A 25,705-nucleotide genomic window follows, 5' to 3' on the forward strand; every position below is an offset into this window, starting at 1 on the left:
TGCGATTGCTTCATTTGATGGCCAAGATTAAGGCGCGTTATTGTCCCAGCAGGGCGGGCGCGGTGCAAATATTATCTGGGCGAATAAAGTGGCTTTGGGAGCACAATCGCTTTTCTGGCCCGGGAAAACGATTCAATCCGCCCCCTCCCTTACCTCCATGGAGGTGGATCCAGGCTGCACCTTGGCCCGACCGGGTCCAACCCCAAATAGTGCTGGCAATCACCCTGTGACCTAATTAAAATAGACGTCCAGATGTAGATACCTCTACAGACATACTGTCATTTTCCGGTTATGGCCAAGGCGATAACCCCATACGAATCGAGAACCAATCATGGCAAAGCTGTTTACTTCCGAGTCGGTCTCCGAAGGCCATCCCGATAAAATCGCCGACCAGATCTCCGATGCGGTGCTGGACGCCATCCTGGTGCAAGACACCAAGGCCCGCGTCGCCTGCGAGACTCTGGTCAAGACCGGCATGGTGATGGTGGCCGGCGAAGTAACCACCTCTGCCTGGGTCGACATCGAGCAGATCGTGCGCGACACCGTGCGCGAGATAGGTTACACCCACTCCGACATGGGCTTCGATGCCGACTCCTGCGCCGTGCTGAACGCCATCGGCAAGCAGTCCCCTGACATCAACCAGGGTGTGGATCGTACCGATCCGCTGGAGCAGGGCGCCGGTGACCAGGGCCTGATGTTCGGCTATGCCACCAACGAAACCGACGTGCTGATGCCCGCCCCCATCACCTACTCCCACCTGCTGGTGAAGCGTCAGGCCGAAGTGCGCAAGAACGGCACCCTGCCGTGGCTGCGCCCGGATGCCAAGAGCCAGCTCACCTTCGCCTACGACAGCGAAGGCAAGATCCTGGGGGTGGATGCCGTGGTGCTCTCTACCCAGCATTGCGACTCCATCAGCCACAAGGATCTGGTGGAAGCGGTGCGCGAGGAGATCATCAAGCCGGTGCTGCCGGCCGAGTGGATCAACAAGGACACCAAGTACTTCATCAACCCGACCGGCCGTTTCGTCATCGGCGGCCCCATGGGTGACTGCGGCCTGACCGGTCGCAAGATCATCGTCGACACCTACGGCGGCATGGCCCGTCACGGTGGTGGCGCCTTCTCCGGCAAGGATCCGTCCAAGGTGGACCGTTCTGCCGCCTACGCCGCCCGCTACGTGGCCAAGAACATAGTCGCCGCCGGTCTGGCTGCCCGCTGTGAAGTCCAGGTCTCCTACGCCATCGGCGTGGCCGAGCCGACCTCCATCAGCGTCGAGACCTTCGGCACCGGCAAGGTAGCCGAGGAGCTGCTGGTCAAGCTGGTGCGCGAGTTCTTCGAGCTGCGCCCCTACGGCCTCATCGAGATGCTGGATCTGAAGCGCCCGATCTACCAGGCGACCGCCGCCTACGGCCACTTCGGCCGTGACGAGTTCCCCTGGGAGAAGACCGACAAGGCCGCTCTGCTGCGCGACGCCGCCGGTCTGTAAGGCTGGCCGTTGTGATAAAAGGGGAGCCTGGCTCCCCTTTTGCTTATCCGCTACCCGACGAGACCTCGATGTCTGCCACCAGAGCCCAACTCGACGCTTCCCTGCTCCAGCTGCTGCACCAGCGGGTCGACGCCTGCTTAGTGCAGGCGGAGGCACGCCTTGGCCGCCCCTTCCCGCGCCCGCAGGTGCACTGCAACATGCGGGGCCGAGCGGCGGGGTCGGCACGGCTGCAAACCTGGGAGCTGCGCTTCAACCCCGCCCTCTATCAGGCCAATCAACAGGCCTTTCTGGCCGAGGTGGTGCCCCATGAGGTGGCGCACCTGCTGGTCTATGCGCTCTGGGGGGAAGGACGCGGCAAGTCGCGGGTGCTGCCCCACGGCCGCCAGTGGCAGTCGGTGATGCGGGAGGTGTTTGCGCTCGCCCCCAACACCACCCACAGCTTCGATCTCGCCGTGCTGGCCCAGCGCACCCATGCCTACGCCTGTGCCTGCCAGCAGCATCAGCTCTCGGTGCGTCGTCACAACAAGGTGGTGCGCGGCGAGGCCCGCTATCACTGCCGCCGCTGTCGCCAGCCCCTGGTGCTGACAGCGGATTGAGTCAACCCGTGTCGCGCCCCTGTGATAGGGTACGCGGCTTCTTCATTCACTCGTTTCATTGCCAAGGATCTTCATGTTTCGCCCTCTGATTTCCATCTGCCTGGCCCTGCTGGTCAGTGCCCCGGCCCATGCCCAGGCCCCCCAGACCTTTCGCGCCGCCAAGCAGGATCTGAACAAGCTCTATCAGAGCCACCCCACCACCTTCTATTGCGGCTGCAACATCAAGTTCAGCGGCAAGCAGATGGCCCCGGACTGGGAGAGCTGCGGCTACCTGCCGCGCAAGCAGGCCAATCGAGCCTCTCGCATCGAGTGGGAGCACGTGGTGCCCGCCTGGGAATTCGGCCACCAGCTCCAGTGCTGGCAGGAGGGCGGGCGCAAGAACTGCGGCAAGAGCGACGAGTTCAACAAGATGGAGGGGGACATGCACAACCTCTTCCCTGCCATCGGCGAGGTGAACGGCGATCGAGCCAACTACCGCTTCTCCGACTGGAACGGCAAGCCGAACCAGTACGGCAAGTGCCAGATGCTGGTGGACTTCAAGGATCGCCGGGTGCAACCGCCCAAGGGGCCGGTGCGCGGCCAGATAGCCCGCGCCTACCTCTACATGGGCCAGCAGTATGGGCTGCGCCTGGCCGCCCAACAGCGTAAACTGTTCGAGGCCTGGGACAGGCAGTACCCGGCCGACCGCTGGGAGTGCGAGCGCAACAGCCGCATCGGCAAACTGCAGGGCAATACCAACCCCTTCATTGAAAAGCAGTGCCAATAGCCCCATTTGACAGGGAGGGTCACCCCTCCCATCACCCAACGCGTTCAAGCCAAGAGACTGTGATCAGCCATGCGCATTCCACGTATCTATGAACCGGCCGCCCTGCAGGTGGGCCAGACTCTCGCCCTGTCGGAAGACGGTGCCAACCACATCGGCCGGGTGCTGCGGATGCAGCCGGGTCAGCAGCTCGAGCTGTTCAACGGCGACGGCAACCAATATGCCGCCACCATCACTGCCGTCGGCAAGAAGTCGGTGGACGTGCGCATCGACAGCTGCGAGGCCCGCTCGGTGGAATCCCCCTTCGCCATTCATCTGGGCCAGGTGATCAGCCGTGGCGACAAGATGGACTTCACCATCCAGAAATCCGTGGAGCTCGGCGTCACCTGCATCACCCCGCTCTTCTCCGAGCGCTGTGGCGTCAAGCTGCCCGCCGATCGGCTGGAGAAAAAACGCGAGCAGTGGCAGAAGGTGGTGATCAGCGCCTGCGAGCAGTGCGGTCGCAATGTGGTGCCACAAGTACGCATGCCCATGGAGCTGGACGCCTGGCTGGCGGAAGAGACCCGGGAGCTCAAGCTCAACCTGCACCCGCGCGCCCCTTACAGCATCAACACCCTGCCGGTCCCCGAGCACGGGGTGCGGCTGCTGATCGGCCCGGAAGGGGGCTTGTCCAGCGACGAGATCGCCCGTACCGTGCAAGAGGATTTCAAGGAGATGCTGCTGGGGCCGCGGGTGCTGCGCACCGAAACCGCCGCCCTGACCGCCATTACGGCGCTGCAGTGCCGCTTCGGCGATCTCGCCTGAAACAGGTTTTAAGAATCTCACTCGCAATCGAGCCACCAGAAGGAATCTCGGATGACCATCAAACTCGGTATCGTGATGGACCCCATCTCGGCCATCAACATCAAGAAGGACTCCAGCTTCGCCATGCTCGAAGAGGCGCAAAAGCGCGGCTATGAGCTCTTCTATCTGGAGATGAAGGATCTTTACATGCAGGCCGGTCGCGCCTTTGGCACCATGCGCCCGCTGACCGTCAAGCATGACTACGCCCACTGGTTCAGCCTGGGCGAGGTGATCGATCAGCCGCTCTCCAGCCTGGACGTGATCCTGATGCGCAAGGATCCCCCCTTCGACACCGAGTTCATCTACGCCACCTACATGCTGGAGCGAGCCGAGGACGAGGGTTGCCTCATCGTCAACAAGCCCCAGAGCCTGCGCGACGCCAACGAGAAGCTCTACACCGCCTGGTTTGCCGAGCACACCCCGACCACCCTCGTCACTCGCCGCGCCGACAAGCTGCGCGCCTTCCACGCCGAGCACAAGGACGTGATCCTGAAGCCCCTGGACGGCATGGGCGGCGCCTCCATCTTCCGCATGAAGGAAGATGACGCCAACGTGGGGGTCATCATCGAAACCCTCACCGCCCACGGCAGCCAGTACTGCATGGCCCAGACCTTCCTGCCCGCCATCAAGGACGGCGACAAGCGGGTGCTGGTGGTGGACGGCGAGCCCGTGCCCTACTGCCTGGCCCGGATCCCGGCCCAGGGAGAGACCCGTGGCAACCTGGCGGCCGGCGGCCGCGGCGAGGCGCGCCCCTTGAGCGAGGCAGATTGGGCCATTGCCCGTGCTGTCGGCCCCACCCTGAAAGAGAAGGGGCTCATCTTCGTCGGGCTCGACATCATAGGCGATCGCCTGACCGAGATTAACGTCACCAGCCCGACCTGCATCCGCGAAATCGAGGCGGCCTTCCCGGTGCATATCACCGGCATGTTGATGGATGCCATCGAACGCCGGCTGGGACAGTGACCCTGATTGACGGGCCGGGGAATGCCCCCTCGAGGCCGTCAACCAGACAGTGACACCACAGGGGCCGACGCGGCCCCTGCTCTTTTCGGTTGCGTGACGATGTGAGCCAGCGCCCGGACTTCCGGTTTCTCTGCGCGAAAAAGCGGTTTTGCCCGCCGCCGTCAACTGCCATAATCACCCCAAATACCTTTGCACTCTTTGATATCTATGCAAACACTGCAAAACCATTTTCTGCTCGCCATGCCGAGCCTCACGGACGCCTACTTCGAACGCTCCCTGGTCTATCTGTGCGAGCACAGCAGCGAGGGGGCCATGGGACTGGTGGTCAACATCCCGGTGGACATGTCCCTGGACGCCATGCTGACCAAGCTCAAGCTGAGCCCACCCGCCACCGCCGAGATGAAACAGCCGGTGCTGCAGGGCGGCCCGGTCCATGCTGATCGCGGCTTCGTGCTGCACAGCTTCCGGCCCGGCTTCAACTCCACCCTGCAGGTGAGCGACGAGATGATGGTCACCACCTCCAAGGACATCCTCGAGACCCTGGGCACGGACGAGGCCCCTGACCACTGGCTGGTGGCGCTGGGCTATGCCGGCTGGAGCGCAGGGCAGCTCGAGCAGGAGCTGGTGGATGGCGCCTGGCTGGTGATCCCCCCCAACCCAAGGCTGGTGTTCGACACCCCCATTCACCAGCGCTGGCAGCAGGCCGCCGCCAGCATAGGCGTCAATCCCCTGCATCTCTCCAGCCAGGTGGGGCACAGCTAGCCTTCTCCAAGCGGGCCCCCGGGCCCCTTCTACACATCCAGTTTTAAGGAACTCCATGTCATCACGCAGCATCATGGGCTTTGACTACGGCACCAAGAGCATCGGCGTCGCCATCGGTCAGGAGCTCACGGGCACGGCCCAACCCCTTCGTTCCCTCAAGGCCAACGACGGTATTCCCAACTGGGACGAAATTGAAAAGTTGCTCAAGGAGTGGCAGCCGGATCTGCTCATCGTCGGCCTGCCACTGAACATGGATGGCACGGATCAGGAGATCACTGTACGGGCCCGCAAGTTCGGCAACCGCCTCCATGGCCGCTTCGGCAAGCCGGTGGAGTTCAAGGACGAGCGGCTCACCACCACGGACGCCCGCGCCCGCCTGTTCGAGCGCGGCGGCTACAAGGCGCTGGACAAGGGCAGCGTGGACGGGGTCTCCGCCCAGCTAATCGTCGAAGCCTGGATGGAAGAACAATACGGTTGAACCCGGGGGCCGGCCAGGCCCCCTGCATCAGGCATCTCCCGCCGGCGCCAGCGCCGCCCCTCCCCCGCCCCACGGGAACAGGGCCAGTCCCTGCGCCGCCTGGCCATAGAGCCGCTTCGTCTCATTGCGCAGCCACATCACCTTGGCATCCTGGTTGTGGCGCTTGTGCCACAGCAGGATGAAGGCTATCTCCAGTTGTACATAGAGTGCCTCGGGGAGCGGCAGGGGCATGGCGATCAGGTTGCCGTGGTGACTGGCGGCATAGCCAGCGCAATAGGAGGGCGCCACCGCAATCAGTTCGTGACTCGACTGGGAGGCGATGTGCAGGGCCTGCTCGAAGCTTGCGACCATGATGGGCACCTCCCGCCTTTGCCCCTCGTCCTCCAGCAGATCGTCCAGCGCCCAGCTGTCGCTGGCCTCCCACACCACGCTTATCTGGGGACAGGCCAGAAAGTTCTCCAGCGACCACGTCCGTCCGAGCAGGGGGTGATCCTTGCGCAGGAACACCACGGGGCGATCGGTGAACAGCACCTCGTGGTCGATGTAATAGGGCAGCCGGTTGACCCTGGCCTGGGAGCGACCATGGGTCTCCCGGGCGCAGAAGCCGAGATCCGCATCCCCGTTGACGATGTCGTTGAGGGAGTGGTGATCCCACCCCAGCATCCTGACCACAGAGTGGGGGTACTTCTGGTAGATGGTCATGGGCAACTCGCTCAGGAAGCTGATGCCAAAGGGAGACTCCATCACCAGGCTGAAGCGGGCCCCCTCGGGGATCGCCTCGCTGTTGAGGGTACTGATGCTCTCGGTGAGCTGGAACCAGGTCCTGAGCTCCTCCTCCAGGGTCAGGGAGAGCTGGGTCGGCTGCAGCCCCTGCCGCACCCGCACCAGAAGGGGATCGTCAAACCAGTCCCGCAGCTTGGCGAGCGCCTTGCTCACCGTCGAGGGGGTGACGCAGAGCTTCTTGGCCGCCCCTGACACGCTGCGCTCCTGCATCAGGTGCTTGAAGACCACCAGCAGGTTCAAATCCAGTTCACCCAGGTTGCGCATCTTTCCTCTCCCCTTATCCCCGCGACCGCGCTTCGCGCAGCGCGAGCCATGGTAACAGCCCTTTGACGGCCAGGTAACTGAGCAGGGTCAGCAACAGGGCAGAGATCAGCATCCAGGATGGGGCAACGCCAAGCTGGCCCAGCAACCAGATATAGAGGCCGGAGAGGCTGATCTGCATGATGCAGAGCAGGGCACTGGCAAATGCCGCATGGTGATGGCACTCCGCCAGTGCCTCCCCCATCGCCACCCCGAAACCGCAGGAAAAGCCGATGCAGACCAGGGCAAAGCCCGGCAGCAGCAGGCGGATGTTGCCTCCCAGCTGCCAGTGACCGAGCAGGAGGCAGGCCGCCAGCAGGTAGGCCAGATGGGAGAGCGCCAGCACCCTGTGCTTGCCCTGCCAACGCAGCAGCAACGGTGTCAGGAAGGACGTTGACATGCTCACCCCGGCCATCACCATCATCACGATGGCGTACTGCTCCGTGGTGAAGCCAAGCCCCTGCATCAGGATCAGCGGCGAGACGCTCACATAGACCAGGATGGCGGTCACGCTGGCACTGGTCAGCAGCGAGTGCAGCATGAAGCGTGAGGATCGCAGCAGGGCAAAGGGCCGGGTTGTTCCCCCCTGCAGGCGGGCCGGGCGGGTTTCCCTGAGCAGCAGCAGGTTGACCAGGCCGCTGACGGCGGCCACCAGCGCCATCGCCACGAAGATCCCGCGCCAGTCGAAGCGGGACAGGATGAGATAACCGAGCACAGGCGCCAGCACAGGGATGACGCAGATAACACCGTTGATCATGGAGAGCGCCATCGCCAGCCGCGCCTGGTTCAGCACATCCCGCAGCACGGTAAAGGTCATGATATAGAGCGCCCCCGCCCCGGCCCCCTGCCAGAAACGGCCCAGATAGAACTGACCGATCCCCGTCGCATTGGCCGCCACCAGGGAGGCGATGACAAAGATGAGGGCGCCCCCCAGCACCACCCAGCGCCGGCCATGGCGATCCGCAATGATCCCCCCCAGCAGCACTGTGGCCGCCATGCCGAACAGGTAGATGGAGAAGGCGGTGTGGATCTGCGCCTCGCTCGCCTGCAGGGCCTGCGCTATCTGGGGCACCGCCACCAGATAGAGATCGATCCCGACCGGATAGAGGATGATCATCAGGAAACTGCACAGCAGGAAAATACCCATGGATGCTCCATTACAGAGGGCCTCGCCCACGCAGACCATTGATCGACGACCGTTGACGGCATGGGGGACCGGATGAATATGCGGAGCACTATAGGGGGGGGCCCCCTTCGTACCTAGTGAAGAGATGGCGATCGGTAGATTCCAATTTGGAAATCGTAATGTCAGTGACGAGCCATTCTGGCCATTCAGTGAAGAGTGACCGTGCCAGCGGCACCAAAGAGTACGCCGGGCAATCCCGGCGTACTCACGTCAATCAGTACAAGCGCATCACTCGGCCAGCTTGCTCAGGATGGCGTGGGCCGTCTCTACCCTGGCCTGGATGGGATAGTTGCGATTGGCCAGCATGACAATGCCAATCCCCTTGGCTGGCACAAAGGCCACATAGGCACCAAAGCCGCCGGTGGAGCCGGTCTTGTTGAAGAGCACCTGGCTACCCGTCTCGTTGGAGGCGGGCGTCGTCGGGTTGGCCTCGAGGATCACCTTGGCCGAATTGCCTGCAAGCAAGGTCTCTTCGGTCACGGGATAGGTGTAACTCTCCCAGCCAAGCCCCTGAGTCATGGCACCCACCGAGTAAACCCCCTTGTGGGTCAGGGCAATCGCCTGCTGCATCGCCTCGTCCCCGGTGCCTGTCATGTTGGCGCCGACAAACTTCAGCAGATCCGCCGAGCTGGTCTTGATGCCATAGGCCTCGTCCGCCAGGACCCCCGGGTTGACCCTGATAGGCTTGTCCTCTTTCGAGTAGCCATAGGCGTAGTTCCCCATGGCCTCGGCAGGGACCTTGAGATAGGTGTGCTCGAGACCGAGCCCGGGCAGCAGGGTCTGGCTCATCAACTGTTCAAAGGGTTGGCCCAGGCTCTGGGCCGCGAGATGGCCGAACAGGCCGATGCTGGGGTTGGAGTACTGGCGATGGCTGCCCGCCCGATAGGCAGGCGTCCACTGGCGATAGTAGGCACGCATCTTGTCGATGGAATCCACCTCGTCGGGGAATTGCAGCGGCAACCCCCCGGCGCTGTAGGTGGCGAGTTCGGCCATGGTGATACCGTCAAAAGCCGATCCCTTCAGCCAGGGCCCATGCTGACTCACCTTGTCATCGAGCTTGAGCGCCCCCTTCACCACGGCATAAGCCCCAAGCGTTGCCGTAAGAGTCTTGCTGACCGATCCAATCTCGAACAGGGTCTGCTCGCTGACACGGGCGCCGCTCTCCCGGTTGGCCACCCCGTAGTTGAAGTAATGGGCCTTGCCATCTTTCAGCACCGCCACCGCCATGCCCGGGATCCGGTGCTCCTTGAGCACGGGCCGGATACTGGCATCCACCAGGGGGCGCAGGGGATCGGCCTGGGTGTCCGCCGTGGCCTGGGCCAGACCGGCCCAGAGCAGCGTGCTCGCCATCAGCAATGTCATCCGCACCTGTTGTTGCATGGTCATTTGTCCTCTCGGTTGTTTGGGATCGCCGCACCAGCGACGAGCTATGGGGCCAGCATAACGAGCCAAGGTGTGCTGGATGTGAAGTGGCGTGAAGTATCGTCGCTGTTGCCAGGAAGGCTTTCAGCCACCCCCCCTTGTGAGTCCAGCCATCCCATGCCACCGCCTCGGGCAGGCACAAGCCATATAGAAGAGGGGAGCCAATGGCTCCCCTCTTTCATTATCCAACCAGATCAACGCAGGGCTCAGGCCTGCTTGCTCTTGGGTGGGTTGTCCCAGATCCCTGCTTCCAGCTGGCTGCGGATCTCGGGGTACTTGTTGGCATCGAAGGTGGGAACGCGACCCACCTTGAGCTGATCGTTGTAGTCCTTGGCCAGCTTGATGGCGACACCAGAGAGCAGCAGGATGGCGATCAGGTTGACGATGGCCATCAGCCCCATGGAAACGTCCGCCAGGGCCCACACAGTCGGCAGCTCACCCACGGAGCCGAACATCACCATGCCCAGCACGAACATCCGGAACAGCATCAAGCCGCCCTTGTGGTTGTGCTCCAGGAACACCAGGTTGGTCTCGGCGTAGGAGTAGTTCGCGACGATGGAGGTGAAGGCGAAGAAGAAGATGGCCGCCGCGATGAAGATGTTGCCACCACCACCGACCTGGGAGGAGAGCGCACGTTGGGTCAGCTCGACCCCGGTGACACCTGAACCTGGCTCAAACTGGCCGGACATCAAGATGATGGCGGCAGTACAGGTACAGATGACGATGGTGTCGAGGAAGACCCCCAGCATCTGCACATAACCCTGGGACGCCGGGTGCGGCGGATAGGGCGTCGCGGTCGCGGCGGCATTGGGCGCAGAGCCCATACCGGCCTCGTTGGAGAAGAGACCGCGCTTGATGCCGTTGATCATCGCCTGGGAGATGGCGTAACCCATGGCCCCTGAACCCGCCTGCTCGATGCCGAAGGCAGACTTGATGATCAGGACAAAGACCCCGGGCAGCTCGCTGATGTTCATGGCCACCACGAACAGTGCCATCAGGATGTAGGCCAGCGCCATGAAAGGCACCACCAGTTCGGCGAAGCGGGCGATACCGCGGATGCCACCGAAGATGATGAGACCGGACAGCACCACCAGTGCCAGGCCGCTCACCCAGTCAGGGATGCCGAAGGCGACGTTCATGGCCAGGCTGATGGAGTTGGCCTGCACCGCGTTGAACACCAGGCCGAAAGCCAGCAGCAGACAGAGGGAGAAGACCACCCCCATCCAGCGCATACCGAGGCCGCGCTCCATGTAGTAAGCCGGACCGCCGCGATAGTTGCCGTCTTCATCCTTGACCTTGTAGAGCTGGGCCAGGGTACTCTCGACGAAGGCGGTGGCCATGCCGATGAAGGCGATCAGCCACATCCAGAAGATGGCACCAGGCCCCCCCAGATAGATGGCGACGGCCACACCGGCCAGGTTGCCGGTGCCCACACGGGCAGCCAGGCTGGTACACAGGGCCTGGAAGGAGGAGATGCCGGCACTGTCGGATTTGCGGCTATTGCGCAATACCGAGAACATGTGGCCGAAGTGACGGACCTGGATAAACCCCAGGCGGAAAGTAAAGAAGAGTCCGACCCCGATGAGCAGGTAAATGAGCACGGCTCCCCACATCAGGTCGTTAATCATTGCAATCAAGGTGTCCATAATTCTCTCGTTGTTATCACATCCATGGTCAGTCTGCGCTGACCGCTCTCTGTCAATTTCCGAATTAGCATTGCGCCGAAGGGGCGGAATCTAGCATAGGGAGGGAATTCAGAATAGTGATAGGGCTCACTGGAAAGACAAAAAACGAGCGGTTTGATGCAAAAAATCTTCATTTAGCACGCAAATAATCAACAAAACTTGATGCATCACTCCACATCCGACAATGAAGACCCAAAGGAGAATCATTCTACCATGACTCCCATGGCAGTAAAAATGGATGAAAGAAAAGACCCCGGGAAGACAAGCGTTTGCCTCTGAAGCCACCCAGGCAGGAGGGTGTCACGCCAAACGTTTTACACGTAATTAAATTTCAAGTAGCTGACAATAGTATTTGTGTGACGCACTGCACAGAATGGAGAATCAACTAAAAAAGTTGCTTTTTTTCCGGTCGCCGGCCGCTGGTATGAAATCAATAAAAATCGTTTTTTATCATACACTTTCATCCCATCACGCCCCCCCCTCCCACCACCTGGGTGATTCGCATACAAGCCCCCCTATTGCAGGAAGCGCCACATCCGTATTAATTAGGCAGGCAGTGGCGATGGGCCTTCCCCATCGTGCTTTTCTGAGCCTGAGTCGCCGGGATTTTGTAATTTAATTTCAGAACGGCCGTCTCACGCCCGCCACCCCTGAGCCTGCGCCCTCGCCAAGAGAGTGCGCCCTCATAAAGAGATGATATTTGCCATGGCCGATAAATTAACCCAGCTGAAAGCCCTGACCACAGTTGTCGCCGATACCGGTGATATCGAAGCCATCAAGCGCTACCAGCCCATCGATGCCACCACCAACCCCTCCCTGGTGTTGAAGGCATCCGAGATCCCCGAGTACGCGGCGCTGATCGAAGACGCCATCAGCTGGGCCAAGTCCCAGAGCCAGGACAAGGCACAGCAAATCATCGATGCGGGCGACAAGCTGGCGGTCAACATCGGTCTGGAAGTGCTGAAAATCGTTCCGGGCCGCATCTCCACCGAGGTGGATGCCCGTCTCTCCTTCGACACCGACGCCAGCATCGCCAAGGCCCGCAAGCTGATCCGCCTCTACAACGAAGCCGGCATCACCAACGATCGCATCCTGATCAAGCTGGCCTCTACCTGGGAAGGCATTCGCGCCGCCGAAGTGCTGGAGAAAGAAGGCATCCAGTGCAACCTGACCCTGCTGTTCTCCTTCGCCCAGGCCCGCGCCTGTGCCGAAGCTGGCGCCTTCCTGATCTCCCCGTTCGTGGGCCGCATCCTCGACTGGTACAAGGCCAAGCACAACCGTGACTACACCGCGAGCGAAGATCCGGGCGTGGTCTCCGTCACCGCCATCTACGACTACTACAAGCAGCACGACTACCAGACCGTGGTGATGGGTGCGAGCTTCCGCAACACCGGCGAGATCCTGGAACTGGCTGGCTGTGACCGCCTGACCATAGGCCCGGCCCTGCTGGAAGAGCTCAGCAAGACCGAAGGTACCGTGGTGCGCAAGCTGAACTACACCGGTGAGCACAAAGCTAAGCCGACCCCCATGACCGAAGCGCAGTTCCGCTGGGAGCTGAACCAGGACGCCATGGCGGTCGAAAAGCTGGCAGAAGGCATCCGTCTGTTCGCCGTCGATCAGGGCAAACTGGAAACCATGCTGGCCAGCCACCTGTAAAAAGACGGCCTAAGCCATCTCGGGCAGCCCCTTCCACAGGAGGGGTTGCACCGATAAAACCGGGCTCCCGCAAGGGCAGCCCGGTTTTTTTTATCTGCCTTCCCGTTTGTCACAACTTGGTCATAAAAACGTTTTATTTTCAAATGCGTCGTGTTATACGGATGGTGAAAACCATAAAACCAAGGAGGGAGCCATGGACATGTTCAACTTCGATTTTGACGAGGTCGTTGAGCTGGGTTCACGTAGCCGCGGGACAACGGGAAAGAAACGTAAATGGCGTGAGATCGAGGCGCTCAAAGACAAGCACCGCCTGCAGAAGGAGCTGCAAGCCATCGACATCGCCTATGAAGGTTCGGAAGAACTGGAACTGTAGCGCCACCGGGTTCACCGATGGCGGCACAGACGTGCTGACACATAAAACAAACGCCCCGGCCAAGCCGGGGCGTTTGTTTTTTAGTCCACCTGCCATTCAGGACGAGGGGGGCAACGAGAGCTGCTTGGCCAGCGCCTGGAAGTGCTGGCTCACCTCGACCCCGAACAGGGGATCATTGATGGCCCTGTTCTGCCAGAGCTGCTCGAGATGGCGCCAGTCATCCTCGGTCAGGGAGTCACGCAGATGAGGGAAGATCACCCCCTCCTCGTAGTTCATGTGCGCCTCCTGCTGCTCGATGAACTGCTCCAGCTTGGCGGTAAACTGCTCCAGCGGAATGACCGCATCCATCAGGATCATCTCCACCATCTCCTTGAGTTCGGTGCCGGCCACCAGCAGGCTGGCGTGCTCCTCATGCAGGCGGTTGGCGACCTCTCCCTCCACCACCCTGTATTTCAGGTAGTAGTCATAGATCATGTCTTCCTTGGGGTGATGGTGCTTGTCGGAGACCTCCCGCAGGTAGTCCACCACGTCCCGCAGCAGGAAATAGCTCACCTGCTGTTCATGGCGGATGGCGGCCAGCTTGTGCTTGAGCAGCGTCAGCAGCCTGGCGATGTTGAGATGGTCCTTATGCAAACTGGATAACATGGGCACTCCTTGCACTGAATTGAAAAAGATCCTGTCTCGAGTATACGGTCATTTATTACGCGAACTTTGCACTCAATCAAGTCAGATGCACACAATCCTCGCCCGACCGCCGGTACCAGCCCAAGCGACGCAGGCGATCTGGCAACCCTGCGCGCCCTTGCCCACCCAGAGGCGGGAAAGGCGGTCAGACCGGCACGGGCTGACTATGGCAGACAGAAAGCCAGTCGATGGGGGTCATCCCCTGCTGCACCAGCAGGCGGTTTGCCTCCGAAAAGTGGCCACACCCGATGAAGCCGCGGTGAGCGGACAATGGGCTGGGATGAGGGGCCGTCAGCACATGATGACGCGCCCGGTCGATGAAGCGCCCCTTCTTCTGGGCATGAGCTCCCCACAGCAGGAAGACCACCCCCTGACAGTGGGAGTTGATCCGCTCTATGACCCTGTCGGTGAAGGTCTCCCAGCCCAGATGGGCATGGGAGTGGGCCATGCCCGCCTGCACCGTCAATACCGTATTGAGCAACAGTACCCCCTGGGTTGCCCAGGATTCCAGAAAACCGTGACTGGGTGTGACAAATCCCGGCAGATCCCGCTGCATCTCCTTGTAGATGTTGACCAGGGAGGGGGGCGTACGCACCCCTGGCAGCACGGAGAAGCAGAGGCCGTGCGCCTGATCCGGTCCGTGATAGGGGTCTTGCCCCAGGATCACCACCTTGACACTGTCCAGCTCGGTCAATTTGAAGGCATTGAACACCTCGGTCGCCGGAGGATAGATGACCTTGCCCGCTTCCCGCTCCTCCCTGACGGTCGCCAGGGTTGCCTTGAAATAGTCCTGCTCTTTCTCCGAGCCGATCACATCCTTCCAGGTCAGCACGCCAGTCTCCTCTCTCTGTGAATCCACTACCTCTGACACCCCAATATCCTCAATGAATGCAGCAAGGGGCTCAGGATAGGGGGCCAGGCAGCAAGACGCAACCGTGGCTCGGCTCTGAGAGATGGCCGCACATGCATCCCGGTGTCCGCCTCCCCCCTTGGCGCCCTGTCTATCGAGATGACGATCGATGGCCGCAGCCATCGGCGCACTGGCGGCCACGCCACCTGGCCACCCAGCGGCGCCCTACCCTGATCTGATTAGACACCCACCTCTGACCTTGTAAGGAAAATAACGGCTAAAGATGTAGTTAAATTACTAGATATACCCAATAAAAAATGCATAATTTATATATCTTACGAAATCATAAAAATGATCTATTTTTGATTAATCTCAATGAATTAATCCCTTTCATTGTGCGCAAAATGCGCTTTTATTGATTTGGATCAATTTTCGTATTATTACCATCGTGGTATATATGACCCCAACGAAGTAAAGGTGTAAGGCAAGGCCCCGTTAAATCATCCCGTCATCAAGGTGGTTTAAAAACATCAGGGTAATGTGCTTACCGTTGAATCCGCTTTCCTATGAGGAGTCATACCATGATCAAGGGCATCCAAATCACCCAGTCCGCCAACGCCGCACTGCTGAACTCTTTCTGGCTGCTGGACGAAGAGAAGCAACAGGCTCGTTGCATCTGCGCCAAGGGCGACAGCTTCGCCGCCGATCAGGAAGTCAGCGTCTCTGACCTGGGCCAGTTCGAATACCGTGAACTGCCGGTCCAGACCGAACCCGTGGTCGAGGGGGGTCAACACCTGAACGTCAACGTGCTGCGCCGCGAGACCCTGGAAGACGCCATCGCCAACCCGGAAAAGTACCCGCAGCTGACCATCCGCGTCTCCGGCTACGCCGTGCGTTTCAACGCCCTGACCCCGGAACAGCAGCGTGACGTGGTCACCCGTACCTTCACCCAGAGCCTGTAATACCCTCTGCGGTCATCTGCACCATGAAAAACGGCCCACGCGGGCCGTTTTTTTATGAGCAGAAGTGCGGATTTCCCCCTCCCCGGGTAACGCCTGGCAGCTATCCGTGCTGATTGACCTTCTGCACCGTGACCGGATTGGCGAGTACCTCGTTCATCTTTTGCTCATCGAGCTGATCGCAGTAGCGCGCCACCACCAGGGTCGCCACACCGTTACCGATGAGGTTGGTCAAGGCACGGGCCTCCGACATGAAGCGATCTATCCCCAGGATCAGCGCCAGTCCGGCGAGCGGCAGGTGACCCACCGCCGAGATGGTGGCCGCCAGCACGATGAAGCCGCTGCCGGTGACCCCGGCCGCCCCCTTGGAGGAGATGAGCAGCACCACCAGCAGAGTGAATTGCTGGAACAGATCCAGCGGCGTATTGGTCGCCTGAGCGATGAAGACGGCCGCCATGGTCAGGTAGATAGAGGTGCCATCCAGGTTGAAGGAGTAACCGGTCGGGATCACCAGGCCCACCACCGACTTCTTGCAGCCGAGCGCCTCCATCTTCACCAGCATGCGCGGCAATACGGATTCGGAAGAGGAAGTGCCCAGCACGATCAGCAGCTCTTCCCGAATATAGGAAATAAAGCGCACTATGCTGAAGCCATTTGCCCTGGCAATGCTGCCCAGCACCATGAAGATGAATAACAGGCAAGTCACATAGAAGCAGGCAATTAACTGACCGAGCTGAACCAGCGAGCCGATACCATATTTCCCTATGGTAAACGCCATGGCACCAAAGGCGCCAACCGGTGCCAATTTCATGATCATGTTGATGATGCCGAAAATAACCTGGGAGAAGCTGTCGATCATATTGAAGACTAATTTCCCCTTCTCGCCGATATGATGCAGGGAGAAGCCAAATAGCACCGCAAACAACAACACCTGAAGAATGTTGCCGCTGGCAAAGGCACCAATCACGCTGGCCGGTATCACGTCTAGCAGGAAGGCGATGATGCCCTGGGACTTGGCTTGTTCGGCATAGGCCGAGATGGCGCTGGCATCCAGTGTGGCGGGATCCACGTTCATGCCGACCCCGGGTTGCAGCAGGTTGACCACGCACAGCCCGATGACCAGGGCTATGGTACTCACCACCTCGAAGTAGAGCAGCGCGATGGCACCGGTTTTCCCCACCGCCTTCATGCTCTCCATGCCGGCGATGCCGGTCACCACTGTGCAGAAAATAACGGGGGCAATGATCATCTTGATTAACTTCACGAAGCCATCACCCAGCGGCTTCATATCAGCCCCGAGGTCGGGATAGACATGTCCCAGAAATACCCCCAGGGTGATCGCGAGCAGCACCTGGAAATAAAGGCTGCTGAATACTTTCTTGTGCATGATTAACGTCCTGTTAATTAATTGACAGCTCATATGGCAGAAATAGGCATGCAGGGAGCCGTCACGAGACAATATCCTTATCTCGCTGGCGTCATGCTATTTCGTCATCGCAACGGCGCCACTTTCACACGTTATAAGAAGCAATTAAGAGACATCAATCACACAATATATTTAACATCATTAACACCACGGAAACCTTGATCTATCTGGTCGGCGATGTATTTAGGAGCCCAATGAAAACATTCTGGATAAAAAAATGCCCCGCATGGCGGGGCACCTGGCATCACTAAACCGGCGTGCTGGATCAGATGGAGGTATCCAGCGGTTCGAAGCCCTTGATGAGGTCGTCGATGGCCTTCATCTGCTTGAGGAAGCCTTCCAGTTTCTCCAGCGGCAGGGCGCTCGGGCCATCGCAACGGGCCACCTTCGGGTCCGGGTGTGACTCGATAAAGAGACCGGCCAGGCCGACCGCCATGCCGGCACGAGCCAGCTCGGTCACCTGATCACGGCGACCGCCTGAGGCCGCACCCAGCGGGTCGCGGCACTGCAGGGAGTGGGTCACGTCGAAAATCACCGGATAGCCACCAGTGGTCTTCTTCATCACCCCCAGGCCCAGCATGTCCACCACCAGGTTGTCATAACCGAAGTTGGCACCGCGCTCGCACAGGATCAGCTGATCGTTGCCGCACTCCTCGAACTTGTCGGTGATGTTCTTCATCTGGCTCGGGCTCAGGAACTGCGGCTTCTTGATGTTGATGACGTTGCCGGTGCGGGCCATGGCCTCCACCAGATCGGTCTGGCGCGCCAGGAAGGCGGGCAGCTGGATGACATCCACCACCTCGGCAACCGGCTTGGCCTGATGCACTTCGTGCAGATCCGAGATGACCGGCATACCGAAGGTCGCCTTGAGCTCCTGGAAGATCTTCATCCCCTCTTCCAGGCCCGGACCGCGGTAGGAGTGGATGGAGGATCGGTTCGCCTTGTCCCAGCTCGCCTTGAACACGAACGGGATGCCCAGCTTGCTGGTCACTTCCACGTACTTCTCGCACACCGCCATCGCCATGTCGCGGGATTCCAGCACGTTCATGCCGCCAAACAGCACGAAGGGTTTGTCGTTGGCGACGTCGATCGCGTTGATCGCGTTGATCTTGATATTCTTCTGTTCCATCTCGGCATCCTTAAGTAAAGAGGCTTCCCCAGACCCCTCAATGGAGGGGCTTGGGGCTAAGATCCAGGCTGGCCAGCTGGGTTTTCAGCACATCGGCCACAGGATCGTCCGGGCATTGTTCAATAAAGTATTCAAAATCGTCGGCGGCGAAGCGGGGGCAATCGAGTTGCTCGTAGATGAAGCCCCGATCCCGCATCTCCAGCGGATCGCCGGGCTTCATGCGCAGCAGCAGCTCGCTGCAGCGCAATGCTTCTGTCATGCGCTCCTCCCGCAGCAGGGCCCCCTTGTTGACGTTGAGCAGGCGTTCGATGATCTCCCACTGCCCCGCAGGCTGCAGATGGTCATCGCTTAAGGTAGCCAGGTTGCCGAGGGCGCCGCGCAGCAGCAGCTCGATGCGATGCAGGCTCAGCTCGTCACCGTTGAAGGGGTCCACATAGACCTCCCCCTCCAGGCCGGCGAAGCTCACCAGGAAATGGCCCGGGAAGCAGATCCCCTCCACATCCAGGCCAATCTTGCGACCCAGCTGGATGATGAGGATGCCAAGGCTCACCGGTATGCCCTTGCGCTGCACCAGCACCTGGTTCAGATCGCAGTTGGCGGCAGAGAAGTAATCCTGCCAGTCGCCCCGAAACCCTAAGGTCTGGTAGAAGCCCTGCAACAGCTGACGGCGAACCTCGTCACAGTCCCCTTCGACTATGGCCTCGTCCAGCCAGGTATCGAGGCGGGCCAGCTCGGCCTCTCCCGCGCCGCCATGGCCCAGGATCTCGTCGCTCACCGACAGCGCCAGTTCGGCCAGGTCGTGGGCCTCGAAGTCGGTCCACTCATCCACACGTATCATCGTCGTCATCCCTAACCGAACAGGTTGGCCTGCTTTTGCACCGCCAGCTTGGCGATAAAGAAGATCCACCCCAGGGCGCCCAGGAAGGCAAACCAGCGGATGCTGTTGCTGCGCGCCAAGCGCAGCGCCATCATGCCGAGGAAGGCCACCGCCAGCACGGCGCTCAGCTTCTCGCTGAGCCAGGGGATCCCGTTGTTGAGGGGATTGAGATCCAGCACCATGCAGAGCAGCACGCCGGAGAGCACCACCAGGCCATTGAGCCAGCCGCTGGCCTGCAGCACCCGGCCGTTACGGGCATGAATGGAGCCGGTTTGGGCCCAGTAAAAGCGCAGCATGAACATCAGCACGGCCCCGACAATCAGGGTGAGGTGCAGATGCTTGAGAACAACATACATATGGTTTCCTTGCACAGGGGCGGACAGTTCCGCCCGTCATCATCACGGCGCCAGACGACCCAGGGTCACCCGCTCGTTATCCCCATAATCCCGCACGGTTTCCACCTGGCAGTAGCCCTGTTGCAGCAGAAGCTGACGCACCGCTGCCCCCTGCTCCCAACCGTGCTCCAGCAGGAGCCAGCCCCCCGGGCACAGATGGGCGGGGGCACCGGCGATTATCAGGCGAATGTCCGCCAGCCCCTGCTCGTCCGCCACCAGGGCGGAGCGGGGCTCGAAGCGCACATCCCCCTCGTCGAGATGGGGATCCGCCCCGTCGATATAGGGCGGATTGGAGACAATCATCGCAAAACGCGGTGCATCCGCCAGGGGCTCGAACCAGCTGCCGTCCCGCACTTCGATGGGCAACCCCAGGGCGGCGCTGTTGGCGCGGGCCAGGGCGGCGGCGTCCGGCATCCGATCCACCGCCCATACATCGGCATCGGGCCGCTCGGACTTGAGCGCCAGCGCGATGGCGCCGGTGCCGGTGCCGAGATCCAGCAGGGCGCAGGGGCCGGCCGACAAGCGCACCAGCGCCTGCTCCACCAGCACCTCGGTGTCGGGGCGCGGGATCAGGGTGGCCGGGCTCACCTTGAGCGGCAGGGACCAGAACTCCCGCTCACCGATGAGGTGGGCGATGGGTTCACCGGCCAGCCGACGGTCAAGCCACCCTTGCAGGGTGGCCTGCTGGGCGGCATCGAGCTCATGCTCAGGCCAGGTCATCAGGTAGCTGCGCCGGCAACCCAGCAGATGGCAGAGCAGCGCATCGGCGTCGGCACGGGGGGATTCCCCAAAGACCAGGGTCGCCATGATGTGGGCACGAGCCTGCTGGATCTGCATTAGTTGCTCTCGGCCAGGGAGGCGAGTTGATCCGCCTGGTATTCCTGCACCAGGGGCGTGATGACGCAATCCAGATCCCCTTCGAGGATCTCCCCCAGACGATAGAGGGTGAGGTTGATGCGGTGCTCGGAGAGGCGACCCTGGGGGTAGTTGTAGGTGCGGATACGCTCGGAGCGATCGCCTGAGCCCACCAGGTTGCGGCGGGTGCTCTGCTCGGCAGCTCGGTGACGCTCGTCCTCGGCTGCCTGCAGGCGGGCAGAGAGCACCGACATCGCCTTGGCGCGGTTCTTGTGCTGGGAGCGCTCATCCTGGCACTCCACCACCAGCCCGGTGGGCAGGTGGGTGATGCGGATGGCGGAGTCGGTCTTGTTGACGTGCTGACCACCGGCCCCGGAGGCGCGGAAGGTGTCGATCTTCAGTTCGGAGGGGTTGATCTCGATCTGTTCGGCTTCCGGCACTTCCGGCAGCACGGCCACGGTACAGGCGGAGGTATGCACCCGGCCCTGGGACTCGGTCTCGGGTACCCGCTGCACCCGGTGACCGCCGGACTCGAACTTGAGGCGGCCGTAGACGTGCTCGCCGTCCACCTTGGCGATCACCTCCTTGTAGCCTCCGTGCTCGCCGTCGTTGCAGCTGACGATGGAGACGCGCCAGCCCTGGCGTTCGGCGTAGCGAGAGTACATGCGGAACAGATCCCCCGCGAAGATGGCCGCCTCGTCGCCACCGGCACCGGCACGGATCTCGAGATAACAGTTGTTGTCATCCTTGGGGTCGCGCGGCAGCAGCATCACTTGCAGCGCCTGCTCCTGCTCCTCGAAGGTCGCCTTGGCGAGCGGCAGCTCCTCCTGCGCCATCTCGCGCAGGTCGGCGTCATCCTCTTCCAGCATCATCTTGGTGGTCTCGAGGTTCTCCTCGGCCTGACGGAAGCGCTGGAAGGCGTTCACTATGTCTTCGAGCTGGGCATATTCCCGGGTCAGGGCACGGTATCTGTCCTGATCCGAGGCGACCCCGGGCTCGCCGAGCAGGGCCTGTACTTCTTCGTGGCGCTCGATGAGGCCTTCCAGCTTTCTGATCAATGACGGGTTCATAAATCTTGTGTTCTCGATGGAGGTAGGGGCAGCCGGCTGGTCACCCCCAAACTATGACTCTTGTGACAACCCCAGCACCTGACGCAGCTGGGACAGCTTGTGGCTGTCCCCCTGAGCGGCGGCCTGGCGCAGGGCCTGGGTCGGTGCGTGGATCAACTTGTTGGTGAGGCGATGGGCCAGGGCCTTGAGCGCCTGCTCGGCATTCTCGCCCTGTTGCAGGGCCAGCAGGGCACGCTGCAACTCTTCATCCGCCACCTGCTGGGCCTGGTGGCGGTAATCGCGAATGAGATCCACAGAGTGCTGGCTGCGATACCAGCCCATGAAGTCGTCACGCTCTTCCTGCACGATGAGCTCGGCCTCGGTGGCCGCCCGCTTGCGGGTCTCGAGGTTCTGCTCGATGATCCCCTGCAGATCGTCCACCGTGTAGAGATAGGCGTCGGAGAGCTCGTCCACCTCGGCTTCGATGTCCCGTGGCACGGCGATGTCCACCAGGAACATGGGTTTGAAGCGGCGGGCCTTCAACGCGCGCTCCACCATGCCCTTGCCGATGATGGGCAGGGGGCTGGCGGTGGAGCTGATGACGATGTCCGCCTCGTGCAGGTAGTCCGGGATCTCTTCCAGCGTCATCACCTGGGCGCCGAACTCCTCGGCCAGCAGCTGGGCGCGCTGCAGGGTGCGGTTCGCCACCATCATCTGGGTGACGCTTTGCTCGCGCAGGTGGCGGGCCACCAGCTCTATGGTCTCGCCCGCCCCTACCAGCAACACCTTGGTCTGGGAGAGATCGGAGAAGATGCGTTTCCCCAGGCTGACGGCGGCGAAGGCCACCGACACCGCGCTGGCGCCGATCTCGGTATCGGTACGCACCCGTTTCGCCACCGAGAAGGATTTCTGGAACAGACGCTCGAGGGAGCCCTTCACCGCTTCCGCCTGTTGGGCGTGGGCGTAAGACTGCTTGATCTGCCCCAGGATCTGCGGCTCGCCCAGCACCAGGGAGTCGAGCCCGCAGGCCACCCGCATCAAGTGGCGCACCGCCTCCTCGTCCTGGTGGCGGTAGATGGCGGAGAGCACCTCGCTCGCCTCCAGCGCGTGGAACCGCTGCAACCAGCTCAGCACCTGCTCCCCCTGCCCTTGTTCCAGGCTGCAGTACAGCTCGGTGCGATTGCAGGTGGAGACGATCACCGCCTCGCTGACGCCGGGCTGCTCCACCAGCTCACGCAAGGCGCGATCGATGCAGTCCGGGCCAAATGCGACCCGTTCCCGCAAGGCGACACTGGCGGTGTTGTGGTTGATTCCGAGGGCAAGCAGACTCATGGGTGGGTGATGATCGTTTCGTGCACAGGGTATGAAGGCCGACAATTGTACGAGAAAGGGTAAGTCTTTAAAAGCGATACGGCCGCCCCTTATACTGTGGCAAATCTCTTATCCGGAGCACGACCTTGTTCTTGCGTATCTTCTCCTTCGCCTGCCTGTTGGTACTGGCCGGCTGTACCACCACTCAACCCCAGCGGGATCAGGTCAACTGGCAGCAGGAACGGGCCCGTCTCGAGCAGCTGACCCACTGGGAGCTGTCGGGCAAGATGGCCATCATCACGGCGCGCCAGAAGGGCAGCGCCCGCCTCAACTGGCAGCAGAACGGCGATGACTATCGCCTCAACCTCACCAGCCTCATCGGCACCCATATCCTGGAGCTCTCCCGCAGCAAGGGTGAGATCACCCTGACCGACAACGAGGGCAAGGTGCACCAGAGCCAGGATGCCGAGGCCCTCGTCTATCAACTCACCGGCTGGAATATTCCGGTCACCGGGTTGCCGGAGTGGATCAAGGGGCTGCCAGGCCAGGCCGAATTCGAGCTCAACCCCGACGCCAGCCTGGCCTCGGTGCGCGACGGTCAGTGGCAGATCGTCTATGGGGACTACCGGGATCAGGACAACTACCGGCTGCCCCACCTGCTGACCATGACCGGCCAGGGCAGCCGCCTCAAGTTGCAGATCAACCAATGGACCCTGGCGCCATGATGCAGGATACCATCCGGCAGGCGCCGATCCGCTGGCCGGCACCGGCCAAGCTCAACCTCTTCCTGCACGTCAACGGCCGCCGTCCCGACGGCTATCACGAGCTGCAGACCCTGTTCATCTTTCTCAATCACGGCGACTGGCTGGAATTCGAGCCGCTCGCCGATACCGACCTGCTCACCCTGAGCCCGGCCATCCCCGGCGTGCCAGATGAACAGAACCTGATCATCCGTGCCGCCCGCCTGTTGCAGGGGAGGCTGCCAAGCCCGATGGGGGCCCATATCCGGCTGGAGAAGGTGTTACCCATGGGGGGCGGCATCGGCGGCGGCTCGTCTGACGCCGCCACCACCCTGGTGGCCCTCAATCATCTCTGGCAGGCGGGGCTCGGCGAAGACGAGCTGGCGCAGCTCGGCGTGCAGCTAGGGGCCGACGTGCCTGTATTCGTGCGCGGCCGGGCTGCGTTTGCGGAAGGGGTTGGCGAGAAGCTGCAACCGGTCGAGGTGCCGAGCGCCTGGTATCTGGTGCTCAAACCCGATTGCCATGTGGCAACGGCGGCGGTTTTTCAGGATCCCGAGCTGCCTCGCAACACCCCCAGGATGACATTGCACAACCTGCTGGAAGGTGTCTGGAAAAACGATTGCGAATTGCTGGTGAAAAAGCGCCACCCCGAGGTTGCCAATGCGCTCGGCTGGTTGCTAGAATACGCGCCGTCAAGAATGACGGGCACTGGCGCCTGCGTCTTTGCTCAATTTGAAGACGAAGTGGCTGCTCGGAAGGTGTTGGCAAGGGTGCCGGAAGGCTGGGATGGGTTTGTCGCCAAGGGCGAGAACATATCACCACTCTTCGTCACTTTGCAACAAGTCAGTGATTGGGGTATCGCCAAGCGGTAAGGCAGCGGGTTTTGATCTCGCCATTCCTAGGTTCGAATCCTAGTACCCCAGCCAATCTGACGTGATGACGCCGAAGGTGACGGTTCTGCCGTCCACCTGGGTAATCAGGCGCCACCACAGAACTTCCGAAGACCTTGTCCGTTATCTTGATAAATCGTTTGCCCCCAAACGATACGGGTCTGAATCAGACTCCCCACATACTGGATGCAACCCCGAGGTTTCAAACCGTGCCTGACATGAAGCTGTTTGCTGGTAACGCAACGCCGGAACTAGCCCAGAAGATCGCAGATCGCCTGTTTATCAAACTCGGCAATGCTGCCGTAGGTCGCTTTAGCGACGGCGAGATCAGCGTACAGATCAACGAGAATGTACGCGGTGGCGATATCTTCATCATTCAATCCACCTGTGCCCCGACCAACGACAATTTGATGGAATTGATCGTCATGGTGGATGCACTGCGTCGTGCTTCAGCTGGCCGTATCACTGCCGTTATCCCCTACTTTGGTTATGCCCGTCAGGACCGCCGCGTCCGCTCCGCCCGTGTGCCCATCACCGCCAAGGTTGTCGCCGACTTCCTCTCCAGCGTGGGTGTGGACCGTGTGTTGACCGTTGACCTGCATGCCGAGCAGATCCAGGGCTTCTTCGACGTCCCCGTCGACAACGTGTTCGGCAGCCCTGTGCTGCTGGAAGACATGAAAGCCAAGAACCTCGAATCTCCCGTGGTCGTCTCGCCGGACATCGGCGGCGTGGTCCGTGCCCGTGCCATCGCCAAGCTGCTGGACGACACCGACATCGCCATCATCGACAAGCGTCGTCCCCGTCCGAACGTCTCCCAGGTCATGCACCTGATCGGTGACGTGGCTGGCCGTGACTGCGTCATCGTCGACGACATGATCGACACCGGCGGCACCCTGTGCAAAGCGGCCGAAGCGCTGAAAGAGCGCGGTGCCAAACGCGTGTTCGCCTATGCGACCCACCCGGTCTTCTCCGGCACCGCCGTGGAGAACATCAAGAACTCGGTCATCGACGAGCTGATCATCACCGACTCCATTCCGCTCACCGCGGAGATGAAGGCGATCGGCAAGGTCAAGCAGCTGACCCTGTCAACCGTACTGGCGGAAGCCATTCGTCGTATCAGCAACGAAGAGTCCATCTCTGCCATGTTTGAGCATTGATAAACCCCGTTGTGACAAAAACCGCCAACTGGCGGTTTTTGTTTTTTCAAGCCGGTCAAAGCAATGCCCTGCCCCCGCAGGTTAAGGAAG

At 61.1% G+C, this 25,705-nt stretch carries 26 protein-coding genes and 1 tRNA gene; 14 read left to right on the forward strand and 13 right to left on the reverse strand.

Annotated elements, in window-relative coordinates:
• Window positions 1–331 precede the first annotated feature (331 nt).
• From metK to ruvX, 7 genes are all read left to right on the forward strand, one after another.
• On the forward strand, window positions 332–1,483 hold the full coding sequence (gene metK / locus KW824_RS07390; RefSeq protein WP_005330558.1) for a methionine adenosyltransferase: 1,152 nt from the start codon (window positions 332–334) through the stop codon (window positions 1,481–1,483).
• A 68-nt stretch (window positions 1,484–1,551) separates the two neighbouring features.
• Window positions 1,552–2,079 carry a SprT family zinc-dependent metalloprotease gene (locus tag KW824_RS07395; protein WP_218409424.1) on the forward strand — a complete coding sequence of 176 codons (528 nt, stop codon included), beginning with the start codon at window positions 1,552–1,554 and terminating at the stop codon, window positions 2,077–2,079.
• A gap of 73 nt (window positions 2,080–2,152) precedes the next feature.
• Entirely contained in the window at window positions 2,153–2,845 is a 693-nt protein-coding gene (locus KW824_RS07400; RefSeq protein ID WP_218409425.1) for an endonuclease, read from the forward strand.
• Between the two features lie 69 nt (window positions 2,846–2,914).
• Complete coding sequence (rsmE, locus tag KW824_RS07405; RefSeq protein WP_218409426.1) at window positions 2,915–3,646, forward strand: 16S rRNA (uracil(1498)-N(3))-methyltransferase; 732 nt, start codon at window positions 2,915–2,917, stop codon at window positions 3,644–3,646.
• A 51-nt stretch (window positions 3,647–3,697) separates the two neighbouring features.
• Window positions 3,698–4,648: a glutathione synthase gene (gshB, locus tag KW824_RS07410; RefSeq protein WP_042650729.1), complete on the forward strand. Its 951-nt coding sequence runs from the start codon at window positions 3,698–3,700 to the stop codon at window positions 4,646–4,648.
• Window positions 4,649–4,855: 207 nt separating this feature from the next.
• Entirely contained in the window at window positions 4,856–5,410 is a 555-nt protein-coding gene (locus tag KW824_RS07415; protein WP_139435608.1) for a YqgE/AlgH family protein, read from the forward strand.
• A gap of 55 nt (window positions 5,411–5,465) precedes the next feature.
• On the forward strand, window positions 5,466–5,888 hold the full coding sequence (gene ruvX / locus KW824_RS07420) for a Holliday junction resolvase RuvX (RefSeq protein ID WP_025326196.1): 423 nt from the start codon (window positions 5,466–5,468) through the stop codon (window positions 5,886–5,888).
• Between the two features lie 27 nt (window positions 5,889–5,915).
• Here ruvX and yidZ read toward each other — a convergent pair whose 3' ends face one another.
• From yidZ to KW824_RS07440, 4 genes are all read right to left on the reverse strand, one after another.
• Complete coding sequence (gene yidZ, locus KW824_RS07425; protein ID WP_218409427.1) at window positions 5,916–6,935, reverse strand: HTH-type transcriptional regulator YidZ; 1,020 nt, start codon at window positions 6,933–6,935, stop codon at window positions 5,916–5,918.
• A 13-nt stretch (window positions 6,936–6,948) separates the two neighbouring features.
• On the reverse strand, window positions 6,949–8,118 hold the full coding sequence (locus KW824_RS07430; RefSeq protein ID WP_218409428.1) for an MdtL family multidrug efflux MFS transporter: 1,170 nt from the start codon (window positions 8,116–8,118) through the stop codon (window positions 6,949–6,951).
• A 267-nt stretch (window positions 8,119–8,385) separates the two neighbouring features.
• The gene (gene blaMOX, locus KW824_RS07435) at window positions 8,386–9,537 is read right to left on the reverse strand and encodes a CMY-1/MOX family class C beta-lactamase (RefSeq protein ID WP_218409617.1); all 1,152 of its coding nucleotides are present in this window, start codon (window positions 9,535–9,537) and stop codon (window positions 8,386–8,388) included.
• Window positions 9,538–9,785: 248 nt separating this feature from the next.
• Window positions 9,786–11,225 carry a sodium:alanine symporter family protein gene (locus KW824_RS07440; RefSeq protein ID WP_041205244.1) on the reverse strand — a complete coding sequence of 480 codons (1,440 nt, stop codon included), beginning with the start codon at window positions 11,223–11,225 and terminating at the stop codon, window positions 9,786–9,788.
• A 744-nt stretch (window positions 11,226–11,969) separates the two neighbouring features.
• Between KW824_RS07440 and tal the strand changes: the two genes are divergently transcribed.
• Window positions 11,970–12,920, forward strand: coding sequence for a transaldolase (gene tal / locus KW824_RS07445; RefSeq protein WP_218409429.1), 951 nt, complete (start codon window positions 11,970–11,972; stop codon window positions 12,918–12,920).
• A gap of 193 nt (window positions 12,921–13,113) precedes the next feature.
• Window positions 13,114–13,293 carry a DUF3545 family protein gene (locus tag KW824_RS07450; RefSeq protein ID WP_025326190.1) on the forward strand — a complete coding sequence of 60 codons (180 nt, stop codon included), beginning with the start codon at window positions 13,114–13,116 and terminating at the stop codon, window positions 13,291–13,293.
• Window positions 13,294–13,389: 96 nt separating this feature from the next.
• Here KW824_RS07450 and KW824_RS07455 read toward each other — a convergent pair whose 3' ends face one another.
• Together KW824_RS07455 and ung are read right to left on the reverse strand one after the other, a co-directional pair.
• A complete protein-coding gene (locus KW824_RS07455) occupies window positions 13,390–13,938 on the reverse strand; it encodes a hemerythrin domain-containing protein (RefSeq protein ID WP_041205240.1) in 549 nt (182 codons plus the stop codon).
• Window positions 13,939–14,122: 184 nt separating this feature from the next.
• A complete protein-coding gene (gene ung, locus KW824_RS07460; protein ID WP_218409430.1) occupies window positions 14,123–14,809 on the reverse strand; it encodes a uracil-DNA glycosylase in 687 nt (228 codons plus the stop codon).
• A 599-nt stretch (window positions 14,810–15,408) separates the two neighbouring features.
• On the opposite strand from ung, the gene grcA reads away from it, so the two are divergent.
• Complete coding sequence (grcA, locus tag KW824_RS07465; RefSeq protein ID WP_005330139.1) at window positions 15,409–15,789, forward strand: autonomous glycyl radical cofactor GrcA; 381 nt, start codon at window positions 15,409–15,411, stop codon at window positions 15,787–15,789.
• 100 nt (window positions 15,790–15,889) lie between these two features.
• On the opposite strand, the gene KW824_RS07470 is transcribed toward grcA, so the two are convergent.
• The 7 genes from KW824_RS07470 to hemA form a co-directional block, all read right to left on the reverse strand.
• Window positions 15,890–17,173, reverse strand: coding sequence for a dicarboxylate/amino acid:cation symporter (locus tag KW824_RS07470; protein WP_171273417.1), 1,284 nt, complete (start codon window positions 17,171–17,173; stop codon window positions 15,890–15,892).
• Between the two features lie 304 nt (window positions 17,174–17,477).
• Window positions 17,478–18,341 (reverse strand): 3-deoxy-8-phosphooctulonate synthase, encoded by an 864-nt coding sequence (gene kdsA, locus KW824_RS07475; RefSeq protein WP_218409431.1) that lies wholly within the window; start codon window positions 18,339–18,341, stop codon window positions 17,478–17,480.
• A 37-nt stretch (window positions 18,342–18,378) separates the two neighbouring features.
• Window positions 18,379–19,179, reverse strand: coding sequence for a SirB1 family protein (locus KW824_RS07480; RefSeq protein WP_218409432.1), 801 nt, complete (start codon window positions 19,177–19,179; stop codon window positions 18,379–18,381).
• An 11-nt stretch (window positions 19,180–19,190) separates the two neighbouring features.
• Window positions 19,191–19,574, reverse strand: coding sequence for a SirB2 family protein (locus KW824_RS07485; RefSeq protein WP_043133018.1), 384 nt, complete (start codon window positions 19,572–19,574; stop codon window positions 19,191–19,193).
• Window positions 19,575–19,616: 42 nt separating this feature from the next.
• Window positions 19,617–20,450 carry a peptide chain release factor N(5)-glutamine methyltransferase gene (gene prmC, locus KW824_RS07490; protein WP_218409433.1) on the reverse strand — a complete coding sequence of 278 codons (834 nt, stop codon included), beginning with the start codon at window positions 20,448–20,450 and terminating at the stop codon, window positions 19,617–19,619.
• Window positions 20,450–21,538: a peptide chain release factor 1 gene (gene prfA, locus KW824_RS07495; RefSeq protein ID WP_218409434.1), complete on the reverse strand. Its 1,089-nt coding sequence runs from the start codon at window positions 21,536–21,538 to the stop codon at window positions 20,450–20,452. Before prfA ends, prmC begins: the two co-directional genes overlap by 1 nt.
• A gap of 51 nt (window positions 21,539–21,589) precedes the next feature.
• Window positions 21,590–22,849 carry a glutamyl-tRNA reductase gene (gene hemA, locus KW824_RS07500; protein ID WP_218409435.1) on the reverse strand — a complete coding sequence of 420 codons (1,260 nt, stop codon included), beginning with the start codon at window positions 22,847–22,849 and terminating at the stop codon, window positions 21,590–21,592.
• 125 nt (window positions 22,850–22,974) lie between these two features.
• Here hemA and lolB point away from each other — a divergent pair, with 125 nt between their 5' ends.
• From lolB to KW824_RS07520, 4 genes are all read left to right on the forward strand, one after another.
• Window positions 22,975–23,553: a lipoprotein insertase outer membrane protein LolB gene (lolB, locus tag KW824_RS07505; RefSeq protein WP_218409436.1), complete on the forward strand. Its 579-nt coding sequence runs from the start codon at window positions 22,975–22,977 to the stop codon at window positions 23,551–23,553.
• Window positions 23,550–24,440, forward strand: coding sequence for a 4-(cytidine 5'-diphospho)-2-C-methyl-D-erythritol kinase (ispE, locus tag KW824_RS07510; RefSeq protein WP_256351298.1), 891 nt, complete (start codon window positions 23,550–23,552; stop codon window positions 24,438–24,440). The genes lolB and ispE overlap by 4 nt, the downstream gene beginning before the upstream one ends.
• Window positions 24,420–24,494: transfer RNA gene (locus KW824_RS07515), tRNA-Gln, on the forward strand. Before ispE ends, KW824_RS07515 begins: the two co-directional genes overlap by 21 nt.
• Before the next feature lie 173 nt (window positions 24,495–24,667).
• Entirely contained in the window at window positions 24,668–25,615 is a 948-nt protein-coding gene (locus tag KW824_RS07520) for a ribose-phosphate pyrophosphokinase (protein WP_005330162.1), read from the forward strand.
• Window positions 25,616–25,705: the final 90 nt, after the last annotated feature.

It is taken from the genome of Aeromonas sp. sif0611, assembly GCF_019218845.1.
Classification (GTDB): domain Bacteria; phylum Pseudomonadota; class Gammaproteobacteria; order Enterobacterales; family Aeromonadaceae; genus Aeromonas; species Aeromonas media.